Source organism: Klebsiella michiganensis (assembly GCF_002925905.1).
Lineage (GTDB): Bacteria > Pseudomonadota > Gammaproteobacteria > Enterobacterales > Enterobacteriaceae > Klebsiella > Klebsiella michiganensis.
Window position 1 is genome coordinate 390,956 of record NZ_PRDB01000004.1, and the last position, 15,636, is coordinate 406,591.

The following is a 15,636-nucleotide window of genomic DNA, read 5'->3' on the forward strand; positions in this document are numbered from 1 at the left end:
TGAAGTTTTACTCAACCCGCCGGGGGTATCCGTTGCTAATTTTGTACATAAAAAAAGCAAAAAGGAAAAGCCAGCGTTTTCCGTTACTTATAAAAATACTGACAAATCATAAACATACCACTTAAGTAGTAGGCAAAGGTGTAATTGATTTGCATCAATAAGTGTCGCGGCTGAATCGTTAAGGTAGGCGGTAATATAAAAGAAATCGAGGCAAAAATGAGCAAAGTCAGACTCGCTATCATTGGTAATGGTATGGTCGGCCACCGCTTTATTGAGGACCTTCTTGATAAATCCGACGCCAGCCTGTTCGATATTACCGTCTTCTGTGAAGAACCCCGTATCGCCTACGACCGCGTGCACCTCTCCTCCTACTTCTCTCACCATACCGCCGAAGAACTCTCTTTGGTACGGGAAGGTTTCTACGAGAAGCACGGCGTTAAGGTGCTGGTCGGCGAACGCGCCATCACCATCAACCGCCAGGAGAAGGTTATCCACTCCAGCGCGGGGCGTACCGTTTTCTATGACAAGCTGATTATGGCGACCGGTTCCTATCCGTGGATCCCGCCGATTAAAGGTTCTGAAACCCAGGACTGCTTTGTTTATCGTACCATTGAAGACCTTAACGCGATTGAAGCCTGCGCCCGCCGCAGCAAACGCGGCGCGGTCGTCGGCGGCGGTTTGTTAGGCCTCGAAGCCGCGGGCGCGCTGAAAAATCTCGGCGTTGAGACCCACGTGATTGAATTCGCACCCATGCTGATGGCGGAACAGCTGGATCAGATGGGTGGCGAACAGCTACGTCGCAAGATTGAAAGCATGGGCGTGCGCGTGCACACCAGTAAAAACACCAAAGAGATCGTTCAGGAAGGTACCGAAGCGCGTAAAACCATGCGTTTTGCCGACGGCAGCGAGCTGGAAGTCGACTTTATCGTCTTCTCTACCGGTATCCGCCCGCGCGATAAGCTGGCCACCCAGTGCGGTCTGGAAGTCGCTCCGCGCGGCGGCATCGTGATTAACGACGCCTGCCAGACCTCTGACCCGGATATCTACGCCATCGGTGAATGCGCCAGCTGGAACAACCGCGTTTACGGCCTGGTCGCCCCGGGCTACAAAATGGCTCAGGTTACCGTTGACCATATCCTCCAGACCGAAAACGCCTTTGAAGGCGCGGATCTCAGCGCCAAGCTGAAGCTGCTGGGCGTTGACGTCGGCGGCATTGGCGACGCTCACGGTCGTACGCCGGGCGCGCGCAGCTACGTTTACCTCGACGAAAGCAAAGAGGTCTACAAACGCCTTATCGTCAGCCCTGACAACAAGACCCTGCTCGGCGCGGTGCTGGTGGGCGATACCAGCGATTACGGCAACCTGCTGCAGCTGGTGCTGAACGCCATAGAACTGCCGGAAAACCCCGACTCGCTGATCCTCCCAGCGCACGCGGGCAGCGGTAAGCCGTCCATCGGCGTCGATAAACTGCCGGACAGCGCGCAAATTTGCTCCTGCTTCGATGTCACCAAGGGCGCATTGATTGCCGCCATTAATAAAGGCTGCCACACGGTGGCGGCGCTGAAGGCGGAAACCAAAGCCGGTACCGGCTGCGGCGGCTGTATCCCGCTGGTGACTCAGGTGCTCAACGCCGAACTGGCGAAACAGGGCATCGAAGTTAACAATAACCTGTGCGAGCACTTTGCATACTCCCGTCAGGAACTGTTCCACCTCATCCGGGTGGAAGGCATCAAAACCTTTGAAGAGCTGCTGGCGAAACACGGTAAAGGCTACGGCTGTGAGGTTTGTAAACCGACCGTGGGCTCGCTGCTGGCTTCCTGCTGGAACGAATATATCCTCAAGCCGCAGCATACCCCGCTGCAGGATACCAACGACAACTTCCTGGCCAACATCCAGAAAGACGGCACCTACTCCGTTATCCCGCGCTCTGCGGGCGGCGAAATCACGCCGGAAGGACTGGTGGCCGTCGGCCGTATCGCCCGCGAATTTAATCTGTACACCAAGATCACCGGCTCTCAGCGTATCGGCCTGTTCGGCGCGCAAAAAGACGATCTACCGGAAATCTGGCGTCAGCTGATCGACGCGGGCTTCGAAACCGGTCACGCGTATGCCAAGGCGCTGCGGATGGCGAAAACCTGCGTAGGCAGCACCTGGTGCCGCTACGGCGTAGGCGACAGCGTGGGTTTCGGCGTCGAGCTGGAAAACCGCTACAAAGGCATTCGTACGCCGCATAAAATGAAGTTTGGCGTCTCCGGCTGTACCCGCGAATGTGCGGAAGCCCAGGGTAAAGACGTCGGCATCATCGCCACTGAGAAAGGCTGGAACCTTTACGTCTGCGGCAACGGCGGCATGAAGCCGCGCCACGCGGATCTGCTGGCAGCGGATCTTGACCGCGAAACGCTGATGAAATACCTCGACCGCTTCATGATGTTCTACATCCGTACCGCCGACAAACTGACCCGTACCGCGCCGTGGCTGGATAACCTGGAAGGCGGCATCGATTATCTGAAGTCGGTCATCATCGACGACAAGCTGGGCCTGAACGAACATCTGGAAGAAGAGATGGCCCGCCTGCGTGAAGCGGTAGTCTGCGAGTGGACGGAAACCGTTAACACCCCAGCGGCCCAGGTGCGCTTTAAACACTTCATCAACAGCGATAAGCGCGATCCGAACGTCCAGGTGGTCCCTGAGCGTGAACAGCATCGCCCGGCCGCGCCCTACGAACGTATCCCGGTAACTCTGGTGGAGGAAAACGCATGAGCCAGTGGAAAAACATCTGCAAACTCGATGACATCCTGCCGGAAACCGGCGTCTGCGCGCTGTTAGGCGACAAACAGGTGGCGATTTTCCGCCCCTATCACGGCGACCAGGTGTTTGCGATTAGCAATATCGACCCGTTCTTTGAATCCAGCGTCCTGTCTCGCGGCCTGATCGCCGAGCATCAGGGCGAACTGTGGGTGGCCAGTCCGCTGAAAAAGCAGCGCTTCCGCCTGCGCGACGGCCTGTGTATGGAAGATGAAAGCCATTCGGTGGCGCACTATGAAGCCCGAGTGAAAGACGGCGTCGTGCAGCTACGCGGTTAATCACTTTACGGGAGGCGCAACGCCTCCCTTTTTTTGCATTTTTTTCTTCAATTGATGGCACAACGTCATTTGTACTGCATCGCGAAGGCAGCTAACCAAGAGCCAGCGCAAGGGATGAGGTGCTAAAGGAACTCCTATGTTTACAGACACAATAAACAAGTGCGCGGCCAACGCCGGGCGCATTGCGCGCCTCTCGGCCAATCATCCACTCAGCTTCTGGGTAAGCGCCATGATGGCGGGTGCCTACGTCGGCCTCGGCATCATCCTTATATTCACCCTCGGCAACCTGCTCGCCCCTGCCGTTCGCCCGCTGGTGATGGGCGCCACCTTTGGCATTGCGTTAACGCTGGTGATTATCGCCGGCTCTGAATTGTTCACCGGCCACACTATGTTCCTGACCCTGGGCGTGAAGGCGGGGACCATCAGCCAGGGGCAGATGTGGGCGATTCTGCCGCAAACCTGGATGGGTAACCTTGTGGGTTCCATTTTCGTGGCGCTGCTGTATAGCTGGGGCGGCGGCAGCCTGCTGCCGGTCGATACCAGCCTCGTCCACACCGTCGCGCTGGCAAAAACCAGCCAATCCGCGATGGCGCTCTTTTTCAAAGGCGCACTGTGTAACTGGCTGGTGTGTCTGGCGATCTGGATGGCAATCCGTACCGAAGGCGCGGCAAAATTTATTGCTATCTGGTGGTGTCTGCTGGCGTTTATCGCGTCCGGCTATGAGCACTCCGTCGCGAATATGACGCTGTTCGCCCTCTCCTGGTTTGGCCATCATAGCGATGCCTACACGCTTGCGGGAATCGGTCACAATCTGTTATGGGTAACACTCGGCAATACTTTGTCCGGTGTCGTATTTATGGGATTGGGTTATTGGTATGCTACGCCGCAATCGGAGCGCCCCGCCCCGGAAAAAACTAACGAGACTAAGAGTCTGGCTCAGTAGACGTAATCGGTGCAGGCAGGTTGAACATTGCCCAGGTTCAACCTGATAAATAAGATAGCCTGATAGCCAGATTCTAAGGCTGCTGCCAATAATTAAGAGGGAATGTCGTGGACCATTTGCCTATATTTTGCCAATTACGCGATCGCGACTGCCTGTTAGTCGGCGGCGGCGATGTGGCTGAACGTAAAGCTCGCCTGTTACTGGACGCCGGCGCCAGATTAACGGTCAATGCCCTGGATTTTGTGCCGCAATTCCAGGTATGGGCCGATGCAAACATGCTGACCCTGGTTCAGGGCGAGTTTAATCCTGCTCTGCTTGATAACTGCTGGCTGGCCATTGCCGCAACCGACAACGAAGCGGTTAATCAACGAGTCAGCGCGTCAGCGGAAGAAAGGCGAATATTCTGTAACGTGGTCGACGCCCCTCAGCAGGCCAGCTTTATTATGCCGTCGATTATCGACCGCTCGCCGCTGATGGTGGCCGTCTCATCCGGCGGCACCTCGCCGGTTCTGGCGCGCCTGCTGCGCGAAAAGCTGGAATCAGTTTTACCGCTGCATTTAGGCCAGCTGGCCCACTACGCAGGTCAGCTGCGCTCAAGAGTAAAGAAACAGTTTGCCACCGTCGGCGAGCGCCGACGCTTTTGGGAGAAACTGTTTGTTAACGACAGGCTGGCACAGTCGCTGGCCAACGAGGACCGCCAGGCCGTCGCTGACGCCACGGAGCAGCTGCTGACCGAGCCGCTGGATCATCGCGGTGAAGTGGTACTGGTAGGCGCCGGCCCCGGCGACGCCGGACTGCTGACCCTCAAAGGCCTGCAGCAAATACAGCAGGCCGATGTCGTGGTTTATGACCGCCTGGTCTCCGACGATATCATGAATCTGGTGCGCCGCGATGCCGACCGGGTCTTCGTGGGTAAACGCTCGGGCTACCACTGCGTACCGCAGGAAGAGATTAACCAGATTCTGCTGCGCGAAGCCCAGGGGGGGAAACGCGTTGTACGACTGAAAGGCGGCGATCCGTTTATCTTTGGCCGCGGCGGCGAAGAGCTGGAAACCTTGTGCCATGCCGGTATTCCGTTCTCCGTTGTACCGGGAATTACCGCGGCCTCAGGCTGTTCCGCCTACTCGGGCATTCCCCTGACCCACCGGGATTTTGCTCAGGGCGTGCGCCTGGTCACCGGCCACCTTAAGACCGGCGGCGAGCTGGACTGGGAAAACCTGGCGGTTGAAAAGCAAACCCTGGTGTTTTATATGGGCCTGAACCAGGCCCCGGCGATCCGGGAAAAACTGATTGCCCACGGCATGGCGGCGGATATGCCCGCAGCCATCGTTGAAAACGGAACGGCGATAACGCAGAAGGTTGTCACCGGCACGTTAGAACAATTGGATATTCTGGCCCAGCAAATGGCCAGCCCGGCGCTGATTATTGTCGGCCGCGTGGTCGGCCTGCGCGATAAGCTAAACTGGTTCTCCAACCATTAATGACGCTGATGTAGCTCAAAACCGCTCACAAATTAAAAAGCCGGATGCATTGCACCCGGCTTTTTATTGCGCTGAGACCAGCAAATTGCTCAGGGCTTAGCGACGAAACCAATCGCTTCGTAAACCGCTTTCAAGGTAATGGAAGCGCGAGCGCTGGCTTTCTCTGCACCCTCTTTCATGACCTGATTGAGGAATGCTTCATCACCGCGGAATCGGTGATAGCGCTCCTGCAGTTCGGTCAGCATGCCGGAAACGGCTTCAGCCACTTCGCCCTTCAGGTGACCGTACATTTTGCCTTCAAAATGCTGCTCCAGCTCTGGAATGCTCTGACCGGTAACGGCAGAGAGGATATCCAGCAGGTTGGAGACGCCCGCTTTGTTCTGGATGTCGTAGCGAACAACCGGCGGCTCGTCGGAGTCGGTGACCGCGCGTTTGATCTTCTTCACCACAGATTTCGGGTCTTCCAGCAGGCCGATAACGTTGTTGCGGTTATCATCTGACTTGGACATCTTTTTGGTCGGCTCCAGCAGCGACATCACGCGCGCGCCGGATTTTGGAATAAACGGTTCCGGCACTTTAAACACGTCGCCGTAGATAGCGTTGAAACGCTGGGCGACATCGCGACTCAGCTCCAGGTGCTGTTTCTGGTCTTCGCCAACCGGGACCAGGTTAGTCTGATACAGCAGAATGTCGGCAGCCATCAGTACCGGATAGTCAAACAGACCGGCGTTAATGTTTTCCGCATAGCGCGATGACTTGTCTTTAAACTGGGTCATACGGCTCAGTTCGCCGAAATAGGTGTAGCAGTTCAGCGCCCAGCCGAGCTGCGCGTGCTCCGGCACGTGGGACTGAACGAAGATGGTGCTTTTTTGCGGGTCGATACCGCACGCCAGATACAGCGCCAGGGTGTCCAGCGTGGCCTTACGCAGCTGCTGCGGGTCCTGACGAACGGTAATCGCGTGCTGGTCAACGATGCAGTAAATGCAGTGGTAATCGTCCTGCATGTTTACCCACTGACGCAGCGCACCCATATAGTTGCCAATGGTCAATTCACCGGAGGGCTGTGCGCCACTAAAAACGATGGGCTTAGTCATTTTTTATTCCTGAGTTTCACTGTACGGTAGCCCGAAAGCGGGCAAGAGTTCATTAAATTGGTCAAAGATATAATCCGGCTCGCTCAGCGAAATCGGCTCGCCGTAGTTGTAGCCGTAGGTCAGGCCGATCGAGCTGCAGCCCGCGGCCTTCGCGGCCTGAATATCGTTGCGCGAGTCGCCAACGAACAGCAGATCCGCGGGTGCCAGCCCCAGTTTCTCCGCGACCAGAAGCAGCGGTTCCGGATGAGGTTTTTTGTTTTTTACATCATCGCCGCCGATAACAACGGTAAAATATTTCGCGATATCCAGCGACGCCAGAATCGGCGCGACAAACGGCGTCGGTTTATTGGTTACCAGCGCCAGCGGCAGACCCTTTGCGTGCAGCGCGCCCAGCGTATCGGCAACGGCGGGAAACAAAAAGCTCCCCTCTTCCGCCACTTCGCCATAGTAGCGGTCGAACAGCTTGCGCAAAATGGCCTGCTGTTCAGCCTGCGGGATATCGTCATGATCGACGGAAGGTTTACCCTGCGCCGCTCTCAGCGCCGCGCGCTCCTGACGGGCCCAGGTCAGAGCCCGCTGGATCAGAACGTCAGCGCCGTTGCCAATCCAGGTCACGACGCGCTCTTCGCCCGCCATCGGCAGTTCCAGCGCATACAGGGCGTTATCAACGGCAGCAGTCAATCCCGGCGCGCTGTCTACCAGCGTCCCGTCGAGATCGAACGCCACGCCGCGAATATTTTGTAACTTATCCATGGCTAACCTTTGCTAATTCGCTACGCATTTGATCGACCACTTTTTTGTAGTCAGGCTGATCGAAAATGGCCGATCCGGCAACAAACATATCCGCACCGGCTGCGGCAATCTCAGCGATATTGCTGACTTTTACGCCGCCGTCGACTTCCAGACGGATGTCGTAGCCGGATTCATCAATGCGACGACGAACTTCACGCAGTTTTTCCAGGGTGTGCGGAATAAAAGACTGACCGCCAAAGCCTGGGTTGACGGACATCAGCAGGATGATATCCAGCTTATCCATCACGTAGTCGAGGTAGCTCAGGGAAGTGGCCGGGTTAAACACCAGACCGGCTTTACAGCCGTGCTCTTTGATAAGCTGCAGCGTGCGGTCAACGTGTTCAGAAGCTTCCGGATGGAAAGTAATGATGCTGGCGCCCGCGGCGGCAAAATCAGGAACGATGCGGTCAACGGGCTTGACCATCAAATGCACATCAATCGGCGCGGTGATACCGTAATTTCGCAGTGATTTAAGCACCATCGGACCAATGGTCAGATTCGGCACGTAGTGGTTGTCCATCACGTCAAAGTGCACAACATCCGCACCCGCAGCCAACGCATTGGCGGTATCCTCGCCCAGACGGGCAAAATCAGCCGACAGAATCGAAGGGGCAATCAAATACTGCTTCATCCGCATCTCCTTGAAATTTATTTGGTCTTGGGCGGACGGTACAGAGCCAGAAGCTCGTCCACCTTCTTACGTGTACCACCGTTGCTGCTGATGCTGCGTCGAACCTTAACAATATGCGTCTCAGCGGCGTTTTTGTACCACTCCTCAGTGAGCGGCGTGCGATGGTTTGAAATCAGCACTGGAATGCGCTTTTTCATCAGCGATTCCGCCTTTTTAGCCAGCAGCTCCTGCTGCTCCTGGCTAAAGCTATTCGTATGATAAGCCGTAAAATTCGCCGTTGATGACAGCGGCGCATAGGGTGGATCGCAGTAAACAACGGAGCGGTTATCTGCCCGCTTCATGCACTCTTCATAAGATTCACAATGAAACTCTGCATGCTGCGCCTTCTCCGCGAAATGATACAGCTCAGCTTCGGGAAAATAGGGCTTCTTATAGCGACCAAACGGCACGTTAAACTCACCGCGCAGATTGTAGCGACACAGGCCATTGTAGCCATGACGATTCAGATACAGGAACAGCACCGCGCGACGCAGCGGCTCCTGACTCTGGTTGAACTCATCACGGAACCGATAATACTGCTCTGCGACGTTGTTCTCTGGCGTAAACATCTCACGCGCCGCCGTAACATAGTCATCGGTACGCAGCTTGACGATGTTATACAGACTAATCAAATCACTATTGATATCAGCGAGGATATAACGAGAAAAGTCGGTATTCAGAAATACCGACCCGGCGCCCACAAAAGGCTCAATCAAGCAGTCGCCCTGCGGCAAATGCTTCTTAATATCGTCAAGCAGGGGGTATTTACCCCCTGCCCATTTCAGAAAAGCGCGATTCTTTTTCATGCTGCCTAACTAATTACACATTCTCCGGCTGTGGAGAAAGCTCCGACAGCATCCTGCGCTTCAGACTACACTGCGGCATTATTTCAGGTCAGACTGAACCTGATGCAGCGGTTTTGCCCACGGATTTTTTGCCTGTACATCTGCTGGCAGCGTAGCAACAGCACGTTTCGCTTCATCTTTCGAAGCGTAGATGCCGCTCACCAGGACATACCAGGGCTGACCGTTACGCGTAGTCTCATAGACAACATATTTTTCCAGCTTCTCTTTCTTCGCCCAACTGTTGAGGTTGTTGTAGTTAGAAGAGCTGCTGAGCTGCAGCGTGTAGTGACCGGACGGCGCAGATTTCATCGAACTGACGTCACCCGCACTTTTACCCGCAGCGGCCGTAGCAGCCGGAGCGGCAGCGGCAGTTGCTGCTGGCGCGGTGGTCGCGGTCGCAGCACTCGCGGTAGTCGCGGCTGGTTTGGCCTGGGCAGTTGCGGCAGGCTTAGTCGGCTGCGCGGCTGCCGGCGTCGTGGTCGCGACGTTTTCGACACGCTTAGGCTGGACCGCTGCCGGCTTCGGCTGGGTCGGCGCTTTCGCCGTGGCCTGCGGTTTCGGTTCGATAACCGTATGCTTACGCTCCGCCGGGCGCGGTGTCGCCGCCGTCTGACGCTCTGTCGTCGCCTGGCGCGGGGCCGCGGTGCCATTGCGCACTGGCGCAACGGTGGCTGGTTCAGTTGGCAGAGTAGAATTCGCGACCGCGCTATCAATCTGACCCTGCTGCTGGGTCAGCGCATTGTTCAGATCGCCCTGAACCTCAACGCGCTGCTGGCCTTGGGGTTCAGCCGTCGCCTGACCTTGAGTCGGGTTAGACGCGATAGGCGGCAGAGAAACATCCTGCGGCTGCGCGTTGTTTGCCGCTGATGAATCCTGAGCAGCAGGCTGGGTATTATTATTGTCCTGCTCGCCGGACAGGTTGATGCTCTTCTCGCCGGAAGCCGTTTGCTCGCTGGATGAGGATGGTGATTTCAGCGCGGAACCCACGCCAACGATCAGCAGCAGCAGAACGAGGATCCCCACGCCCATCATGATGTACTGACGGGAAGCCGGTTTCGCAGGCGCCTTCTTACGCTTACGAGGACGACGCTCAACCTGACGCTCTTCGTCATCGTCTTCGTCAGACTCTACTTCTTCTTCGTACTCTTCATACTGTTCTTCATCGCGCTCACGGCGTGCTTTGCTGCCGCGCGTCGGGCGACCATCGTCAGCATCATCAAGTTCGACATCATCAAAATTGATTTGCGGATCGGCATCACGCTCTGAAGACTGACGAGAACGACCAGTACGACGATCGCTGCGATCGGCTTTCATATCGTCTTCTGGTTTTAATTCATCCATTTAACACCCCACTAAAAGGCTTATGCTCACGACTATTGCACGTCACCCGAAATGATAACGCCGCGCGAACGCGGCCAGACCTTCTTATTGTTGCGCCTGCTGAGTATCAGCAATCGCGCCAAGAACAACATCATGCGGGACTCCGCCGCGTATCTCGCTCTTCCCTATCGCGAGGGGTAGCACCAGCCGCATCTCGCCCGCCAGCACCTTTTTATCACGCATCATATGGGGCAAATACGCCTCTGCTGCCATCTCCTGCGGGCCACTTACCGGCAAGCCAGCACGCCGCAGCAGATGAATAATGCGCTGCGTATCCTGCGGATTAAACCGCCCCAGACGTTCGGATGCACGCGCCGCCATCACCATACCGGCAGCGACCGCTTCACCATGTAACCAGTTACCGTAGCCCATCTCAGCTTCGATAGCATGACCAAAAGTATGGCCAAGATTGAGTAAAGCACGTAACCCGGTTTCGCGCTCGTCGGCGGCGACAACTTCAGCTTTCAGCTCACAGCAGCGACGGATACAGTACGCCATCGCTTTTTCATCCAGCGCCAGCAATGCATCAATATTATTTTCCAGCCAGTCGAAAAATTCGCCGTCAAGAATAACGCCGTACTTGATCACTTCAGCCAGGCCGGAAGAGAGCTCACGCTTCGGCAGCGTTTTGAGACAGTTAAGATCGACAACAACAGAAACCGGCTGCCAGAAGGCGCCAATCATGTTTTTGCCGAGAGGATGGTTGACGGCCGTTTTGCCGCCGACCGAAGAATCCACCTGCGACAGCAGAGTGGTAGGAACCTGAATAAAGCGCACGCCACGCTGGTAGCTGGCCGCTGCAAATCCCGTTAAATCACCAATCACCCCACCGCCGAGCGCCACTAACGTCGTGTCGCGGCCGTGTGGTTTTTGCAATAGCGCGGTAAAAACGGTATCCATCACCGCCAGGCTTTTAAACTGCTCGCCGTCGGGAAGAATCACGCTATCGACTTTTACGCCCGCTTGCTCAAGTACGGAGCGTACGGTATCCAGATAAAGCGGCGCCAGCGTTTCATTGGTGACCAGCATGACCTGGTCGCCTGATTTCAGTGGCAGGAAGGAAGCTGGATCGTTAAACAAACCAGCCGCGATGGTAATCGGGTAACTACGTTCCCCGAGGGTTACAGTAAGCCTCTCCATAACGCGACGTCCACCTCAGTTGCTTTTACTCTGACGCACTTTATTAAGCCAGAATCAGTTGCTTTCCAGCATATGAATAATCTGGTTTGCTACCACTTTCGCGCTTTGATCGTCAGTGCGGATAGTGACATCTGCAATCTCTTCGTACAGCGGATTGCGTTCATCCGCCAGCGCTTCCAGTACTTCGCGAGGCGGAGCATCAACCTGCAGCAAAGGACGCTTTTTATCGCGCTGCGTACGGGCAAGCTGCTTTTCGATAGTTGTTTCCAGGTAGACCACCACGCCGCGGGCGGAGAGACGGTTACGCGTTTCACGGGATTTTACAGAGCCACCGCCGGTTGCCAGCACGATTCCCTGTTTTTCCGTCAACTCATTGATGATTTTTTCTTCACGGTCGCGGAAGCCGTCTTCGCCTTCTACATCAAAGACCCAACCCACATCTGCGCCAGTGCGTTTCTCAATTTCTTGATCGGAATCGTAAAATTCCATGTTGAGCTGTTGGGCTAACTGGCGCCCAATAGTGCTTTTGCCGGCACCCATAGGCCCAACCAGAAAGATATTGCGTTTCTCTGCCATTTTTTCGGTACTACTAAGACTATTCGTTAATGGTAAACCCGCTTCGCAGACACCCAGCGCAGCAGGACATGAACTGAAACCTCATATGCAATTAGAGCGAGAGTCAGACTAAAAATTATCTCAATACTCCGGCTGGTTTGGCAACAGAATAAATCACCGGACAAGAAAGGGAGGATTGATGTCGTACCCGACTCTCAAATCGGTACCCCTTGTATGCTAAATCCGTCCTCACGTCAAACACCTGAAACGTGTTTAGCATGAAAAACCCGCTTAATGCACTGCCAGAATACGTGGAGTGATGAAGACAACCAGTTCACGTCGTTCGTTATCCTTACCGTCACGGCGAAATAACTGACCAAGCCAGGGGATGTCGCTAAGGAGAGGAATACCATCGCGAGACGTTTTATTTTTCTGCGCAAAGATCCCGCCTAACGCCAGGGTCTCGCCGCTTTTCATTTCAACCTGCGTTTCTATTTCTTGTTTATCGATAGCCAGCGCTTCACCATTTTCCTGTTTGAGCACCTGGCCCGGCGTATTTTCGCTAATCCTGAGTTTTAAACGCACGCGATCGTGATGCAGCACCGTCGGCGTCACCTCCATCCCCAGCACCGCCTCTTTAAACTCAACGGAGGTCGCCCCGCTTTCGCCGCTGGAGACCTGATAAGGTATCTCGCTGCCCTGCTTAATGCTGGCGGGCTGCATATGGGAAGCCAACAGCCGAGGGCTGGCGATAATGTCCACCTGCTGCTTCTGCTCAAGCGCGGAAAGTTCCAGCTCCAGAAGCCGCCCGCTGATGCGGCCGATGTTAAACCCGGCCCTCGTGCTGGCATCCCCTACCGCCAGGTTGCTGCTCAAGGTGGTTAATTTACCGGAGCCCGGCGGGCTGCTGGCGTCGGCCAGGCTCCACTTAACGCCTAGTTCGCGCAGGCTGGTTTCGCTCATTGAGACGATGTGCGCCGCCAGCTCAACCTGGCCGACGGGCACATCCATTTCCCGTGCCCACGCTTTTAACGCCGGGAGGTGCCGGGCATCATCACGAATCAACAGGCGGTTGGTTCGCTTATCGACCATCATATGCCCGCGAGCGCTGAGCAGTTTTTCACCCGCCTTCGCTAAATCTTCTGCATCCGCATAATGCAAGGTCACGCTATGCCCCTGCAAAGGAAGATTCTGCAGGCGCTTTGCTTTTTCCGCTTCCAGCTGCAGCCGCTGCGCCTTTTGCCACGCCTGAGTGTGCACGTACAGGACCGAACCTTGCTGAGTCAGGGCCAGACCGGCGCTGTCGATAACCGAGCGCAGCGCCTGTAACCAGGGCACCTCCTTCAGATGAAGAGATACCGTACCGCTGACGTCAGGAGCCACCACGAGATTTTTTTGCTTCAGCTCCGCCAGCGTTTGCAGTACCTGAGACACCGGCGCATCATCGACGACCAGCGACACGGGAAGATCCTTTTTGGCCGCGACGACCATCAGCGGCAGGAGCAGAAACAGCAGGCTTGTCCATCGCATTATTCTTTATTCCCTTTCGCAGCCAGACCCACTGTGCGGGTTCACACCCAGGACCGGTTGATATTGTCATTTTCTCTGGCGTCAGGCGCGTCACCCGCCAGCCCGTGGGCAAAATCGCCTCCGCCCTCACGCGACGCCATTTCCCGGCGCTATCCTGCACGATACCCATAAGCGCCAGCGAATCGCCGATAGCACCGCCGTAGCGCCACTGGCTAAGCTGCGCCGTCCGGCAGCGGTCCACCGGGGGCTGAAACGGATCGCGCTCTTCAGCCAGCAGCGGGAGCGGGAACAGCAGCCAACACCACCATTTAAGGCGCATCTTCCGCCTCCAGATGCAGGGTCAACCGTAACGCCTGCTTTTCCGGCTGCAGGGAGAAAGCCGTAGCGCGCATCCCGCAGCGAGCCAGCCAGGAAAAGAGCGCGGGCACCGCTTGCCAGTCAACAGCCAGCTGCATCTCGCCTGCGGAGCCCCCTGGCCGCCAGGCGATAAGCGTCGCCCCGGCAATCGGAAGATCAATAGGCGTAAAAACCTGGGTCGCGTCTTCCTCCATGCCGGCGGTCTGTAAAGCGCTACGCAGCGGCAGCAGTTTTCGCCACTGCGCCTGTACCTGCGGCGAGCGCCCCGCCGACGTTTCTGCCTGGAGAGGCAGCAGTAGCCAGAACCCGATTACGGCGATGAGGACCAGAGCGACGGATATCATGAACAGATATTTTCGCCCCGTCAGCCAACGTTCAACGTCCCACTGCATTGTCGTCCTCTTCGGCCATGGAAAAGTGAAATAACCAGCGCCCTTCGCTGTCGCGGTGCGTTTCTCCCGCCTTTGGCGGACGCAAGCCGGCAACGCTCCCCAGCGCCTTTTCAAGCTCAGCCAGCCCCTTTAGATGCAACGTGAGTCCGCTCAGTACCAGGGTATTCTGTCGGTATTCCAGCAGCGTTAACCAGGCGTGCTCCGGCATACGCGACGCTATCGCCTGTAACGTTGGCTGCCAGGCTGCGGTTCTCTCGCGCCGCAGATAGCGCAGGCGCCGTTGTTCCTGCTGCTGCAGGCGCTGGCGCATGGCGCGTTCACGCTGCTGTAATGCGCTATAAAGCAGGTCGTCAGCGCTTATCCTCGCCGTTTCAAGCGAGTGGCTGGCCCGTTTGTTGAGCCGTGAGGCGAGGATCGCCACAAGCAGAATAAGTAGCAAACCCACAATCAGCAGTCCTGCCATCCGCAGACGTTGCCGTCGACGCGTTTCGCGCCAGGGAAGGAAGTTAACGATGTGGCTCATGGCTGACCCGCTCCCAGCGCCAGGCCGAGGGCAACGGTAAAGCTATCGCCACGGGCCGGGAGCGGGGGCTGCAGGCGATGAATGACACTCCATGCGTCAAAATTCTGGCCGTCGAGCGAGGCAGAGGTGCAAAGGCGAAACTCTCCGGCGTTCACCCGGGAAACCAGGCCGGGAAAAGAGGGTACGTCGCTGCATGGACAGCATCCCCAGCTATCGGCGGTCGCCCAAAGCCAGCTCGCTTCGTCACGCCACGCCAGCCCCTGAACCTCGACGGGCAGCCAGGGGAAAAAGGCGCCAAGCGCGCTGGCGTCCGGCACAATTCCGACCACCTTCAGCTTAAGGCGGCTTGCCAGCTGGCCGAGGACGTTAATATCCAGGCGCTGCGCGGCGGTGACCCGCCAGCCATCGGCCGCTCTGGCGTCCACATAATCGACGCAGAGCGATGACGCGGGCATTTCCAGCTGCTGCGCCATCGCGCTGGCGATCCAGGTCGCCTGCTCGCTTTCTCGTAATGAAATCTGCGGGCGCGGAAGCTGCTTTTGCAGCGTTCGCGCCGCCGGGAAGGCAATACACGCCTGATGCTGCAAAGGCAGCTCCCGCCGCCAGGACTGCAGCTGGCGGGCCAGCGACTCAACGTCCACCACGATGCCCTGCCGCACGGTGCCGGGCATCAGCGGGATACTCCACCAGCGACGTAGCGCCCAGCGTGAACGCTCGAGTAATAACGCGACGATAGCAATATGGTCCTGCTGAATATGCATTCCTATGCGCCAGTTTCTAAAAGCCATGCCTACGATCTCCTTATCCGCCGATATGCTTCGCTATATCAATGCTCCAGGCTTGCCTTTATA

The 15,636-nt window shown here is 56.6% G+C and carries 16 protein-coding genes; 4 read left to right on the forward strand and 12 right to left on the reverse strand.

Annotated features, from left to right (window positions below):
* Window positions 1-216 precede the first annotated feature (216 nt).
* The 4 genes from nirB to cysG all read left to right on the forward strand — a co-directional run bounded on the left by nirB (window position 217) and on the right by cysG (window position 5,507).
* Window positions 217-2,760, forward strand: coding sequence for an NADPH-nitrite reductase large subunit (nirB, locus tag CDA56_RS12955; protein WP_032751535.1), 2,544 nt, complete (start codon window positions 217-219; stop codon window positions 2,758-2,760).
* The gene (gene nirD, locus CDA56_RS12960; RefSeq protein WP_004854898.1) at window positions 2,757-3,083 is read left to right on the forward strand and encodes a nitrite reductase small subunit NirD; all 327 of its coding nucleotides are present in this window, start codon (window positions 2,757-2,759) and stop codon (window positions 3,081-3,083) included. The genes nirB and nirD overlap by 4 nt, the downstream gene beginning before the upstream one ends.
* A 136-nt stretch (window positions 3,084-3,219) precedes the next feature.
* Window positions 3,220-4,026, forward strand: a complete 807-nt coding sequence (gene nirC / locus CDA56_RS12965; RefSeq protein WP_102803172.1) for a nitrite transporter NirC — start codon at window positions 3,220-3,222, stop codon at window positions 4,024-4,026.
* Between the two features lie 107 nt (window positions 4,027-4,133).
* Window positions 4,134-5,507, forward strand: a complete 1,374-nt coding sequence (gene cysG, locus CDA56_RS12970) for a siroheme synthase CysG (protein WP_004854905.1) — start codon at window positions 4,134-4,136, stop codon at window positions 5,505-5,507.
* Window positions 5,508-5,596: 89 nt separating this feature from the next.
* Here the strand turns inward: cysG and trpS are convergent, their stop codons facing one another.
* The 12 genes from trpS to CDA56_RS13035 form a co-directional block, all read right to left on the reverse strand.
* Window positions 5,597-6,601: a tryptophan--tRNA ligase gene (trpS, locus tag CDA56_RS12975; protein ID WP_102803173.1), complete on the reverse strand. Its 1,005-nt coding sequence runs from the start codon at window positions 6,599-6,601 to the stop codon at window positions 5,597-5,599.
* Window positions 6,602-6,604: 3 nt separating this feature from the next.
* A complete protein-coding gene (gene gph / locus CDA56_RS12980) occupies window positions 6,605-7,354 on the reverse strand; it encodes a phosphoglycolate phosphatase (RefSeq protein ID WP_025107839.1) in 750 nt (249 codons plus the stop codon).
* Window positions 7,347-8,024, reverse strand: coding sequence for a ribulose-phosphate 3-epimerase (gene rpe, locus CDA56_RS12985; RefSeq protein WP_049084398.1), 678 nt, complete (start codon window positions 8,022-8,024; stop codon window positions 7,347-7,349). The genes gph and rpe overlap by 8 nt, the downstream gene beginning before the upstream one ends.
* 17 nt (window positions 8,025-8,041) lie before the next feature.
* Complete coding sequence (dam, locus tag CDA56_RS12990; RefSeq protein ID WP_025107840.1) at window positions 8,042-8,869, reverse strand: adenine-specific DNA-methyltransferase; 828 nt, start codon at window positions 8,867-8,869, stop codon at window positions 8,042-8,044.
* Between the two features lie 78 nt (window positions 8,870-8,947).
* Window positions 8,948-10,249 (reverse strand): cell division protein DamX, encoded by a 1,302-nt coding sequence (damX, locus tag CDA56_RS12995; RefSeq protein ID WP_103815077.1) that lies wholly within the window; start codon window positions 10,247-10,249, stop codon window positions 8,948-8,950.
* An 84-nt stretch (window positions 10,250-10,333) separates the two neighbouring features.
* The gene (gene aroB, locus CDA56_RS13000; protein ID WP_048263507.1) at window positions 10,334-11,428 is read right to left on the reverse strand and encodes a 3-dehydroquinate synthase; all 1,095 of its coding nucleotides are present in this window, start codon (window positions 11,426-11,428) and stop codon (window positions 10,334-10,336) included.
* A 54-nt stretch (window positions 11,429-11,482) separates the two neighbouring features.
* Window positions 11,483-12,004 (reverse strand): shikimate kinase AroK, encoded by a 522-nt coding sequence (aroK, locus tag CDA56_RS13005; protein WP_004106441.1) that lies wholly within the window; start codon window positions 12,002-12,004, stop codon window positions 11,483-11,485.
* 270 nt (window positions 12,005-12,274) lie between these two features.
* Entirely contained in the window at window positions 12,275-13,516 is a 1,242-nt protein-coding gene (gene hofQ / locus CDA56_RS13015; RefSeq protein ID WP_162934534.1) for a DNA uptake porin HofQ, read from the reverse strand.
* A complete protein-coding gene (locus CDA56_RS13020) occupies window positions 13,425-13,832 on the reverse strand; it encodes a HofP DNA utilization family protein (RefSeq protein ID WP_014839685.1) in 408 nt (135 codons plus the stop codon). Before CDA56_RS13020 ends, hofQ begins: the two co-directional genes overlap by 92 nt.
* Entirely contained in the window at window positions 13,822-14,262 is a 441-nt protein-coding gene (locus tag CDA56_RS13025; protein WP_025107843.1) for a HofO family protein, read from the reverse strand. The genes CDA56_RS13020 and CDA56_RS13025 overlap by 11 nt, the downstream gene beginning before the upstream one ends.
* Entirely contained in the window at window positions 14,246-14,785 is a 540-nt protein-coding gene (locus tag CDA56_RS13030; protein ID WP_047722861.1) for a PilN domain-containing protein, read from the reverse strand. The genes CDA56_RS13025 and CDA56_RS13030 overlap by 17 nt, the downstream gene beginning before the upstream one ends.
* Window positions 14,782-15,573, reverse strand: a complete 792-nt coding sequence (locus tag CDA56_RS13035) for a type IV pilus biogenesis protein PilM (protein WP_049084395.1) — start codon at window positions 15,571-15,573, stop codon at window positions 14,782-14,784. The genes CDA56_RS13030 and CDA56_RS13035 overlap by 4 nt, the downstream gene beginning before the upstream one ends.
* Window positions 15,574-15,636 lie beyond the last annotated feature (63 nt).

What these genes read in the sequence shown, in the direction of transcription:
- CDA56_RS13030 (WP_047722861.1), bottom strand. Translation starts at nt 14,785, where the DNA reads ATGAGCCACATCGTTAACTTCCTTCCCTGGCGCGAAACGCGTCGACGG.
- rpe (WP_049084398.1), bottom strand. Translation starts at nt 8,024, where the DNA reads ATGAAGCAGTATTTGATTGCCCCTTCGATTCTGTCGGCTGATTTTGCC.
- nirB (WP_032751535.1), top strand. Translation starts at nt 217, where the DNA reads ATGAGCAAAGTCAGACTCGCTATCATTGGTAATGGTATGGTCGGCCAC.
- CDA56_RS13035 (WP_049084395.1), bottom strand. Translation starts at nt 15,573, where the DNA reads ATGGCTTTTAGAAACTGGCGCATAGGAATGCATATTCAGCAGGACCAT.
- trpS (WP_102803173.1), bottom strand. Translation starts at nt 6,601, where the DNA reads ATGACTAAGCCCATCGTTTTTAGTGGCGCACAGCCCTCCGGTGAATTG.
- dam (WP_025107840.1), bottom strand. Translation starts at nt 8,869, where the DNA reads ATGAAAAAGAATCGCGCTTTTCTGAAATGGGCAGGGGGTAAATACCCC.
- CDA56_RS13020 (WP_014839685.1), bottom strand. Translation starts at nt 13,832, where the DNA reads ATGCGCCTTAAATGGTGGTGTTGGCTGCTGTTCCCGCTCCCGCTGCTG.
- aroB (WP_048263507.1), bottom strand. Translation starts at nt 11,428, where the DNA reads ATGGAGAGGCTTACTGTAACCCTCGGGGAACGTAGTTACCCGATTACC.
- gph (WP_025107839.1), bottom strand. Translation starts at nt 7,354, where the DNA reads ATGGATAAGTTACAAAATATTCGCGGCGTGGCGTTCGATCTCGACGGG.
- nirC (WP_102803172.1), top strand. Translation starts at nt 3,220, where the DNA reads ATGTTTACAGACACAATAAACAAGTGCGCGGCCAACGCCGGGCGCATT.
- nirD (WP_004854898.1), top strand. Translation starts at nt 2,757, where the DNA reads ATGAGCCAGTGGAAAAACATCTGCAAACTCGATGACATCCTGCCGGAA.
- aroK (WP_004106441.1), bottom strand. Translation starts at nt 12,004, where the DNA reads ATGGCAGAGAAACGCAATATCTTTCTGGTTGGGCCTATGGGTGCCGGC.
- damX (WP_103815077.1), bottom strand. Translation starts at nt 10,249, where the DNA reads ATGGATGAATTAAAACCAGAAGACGATATGAAAGCCGATCGCAGCGAT.
- CDA56_RS13025 (WP_025107843.1), bottom strand. Translation starts at nt 14,262, where the DNA reads ATGCAGTGGGACGTTGAACGTTGGCTGACGGGGCGAAAATATCTGTTC.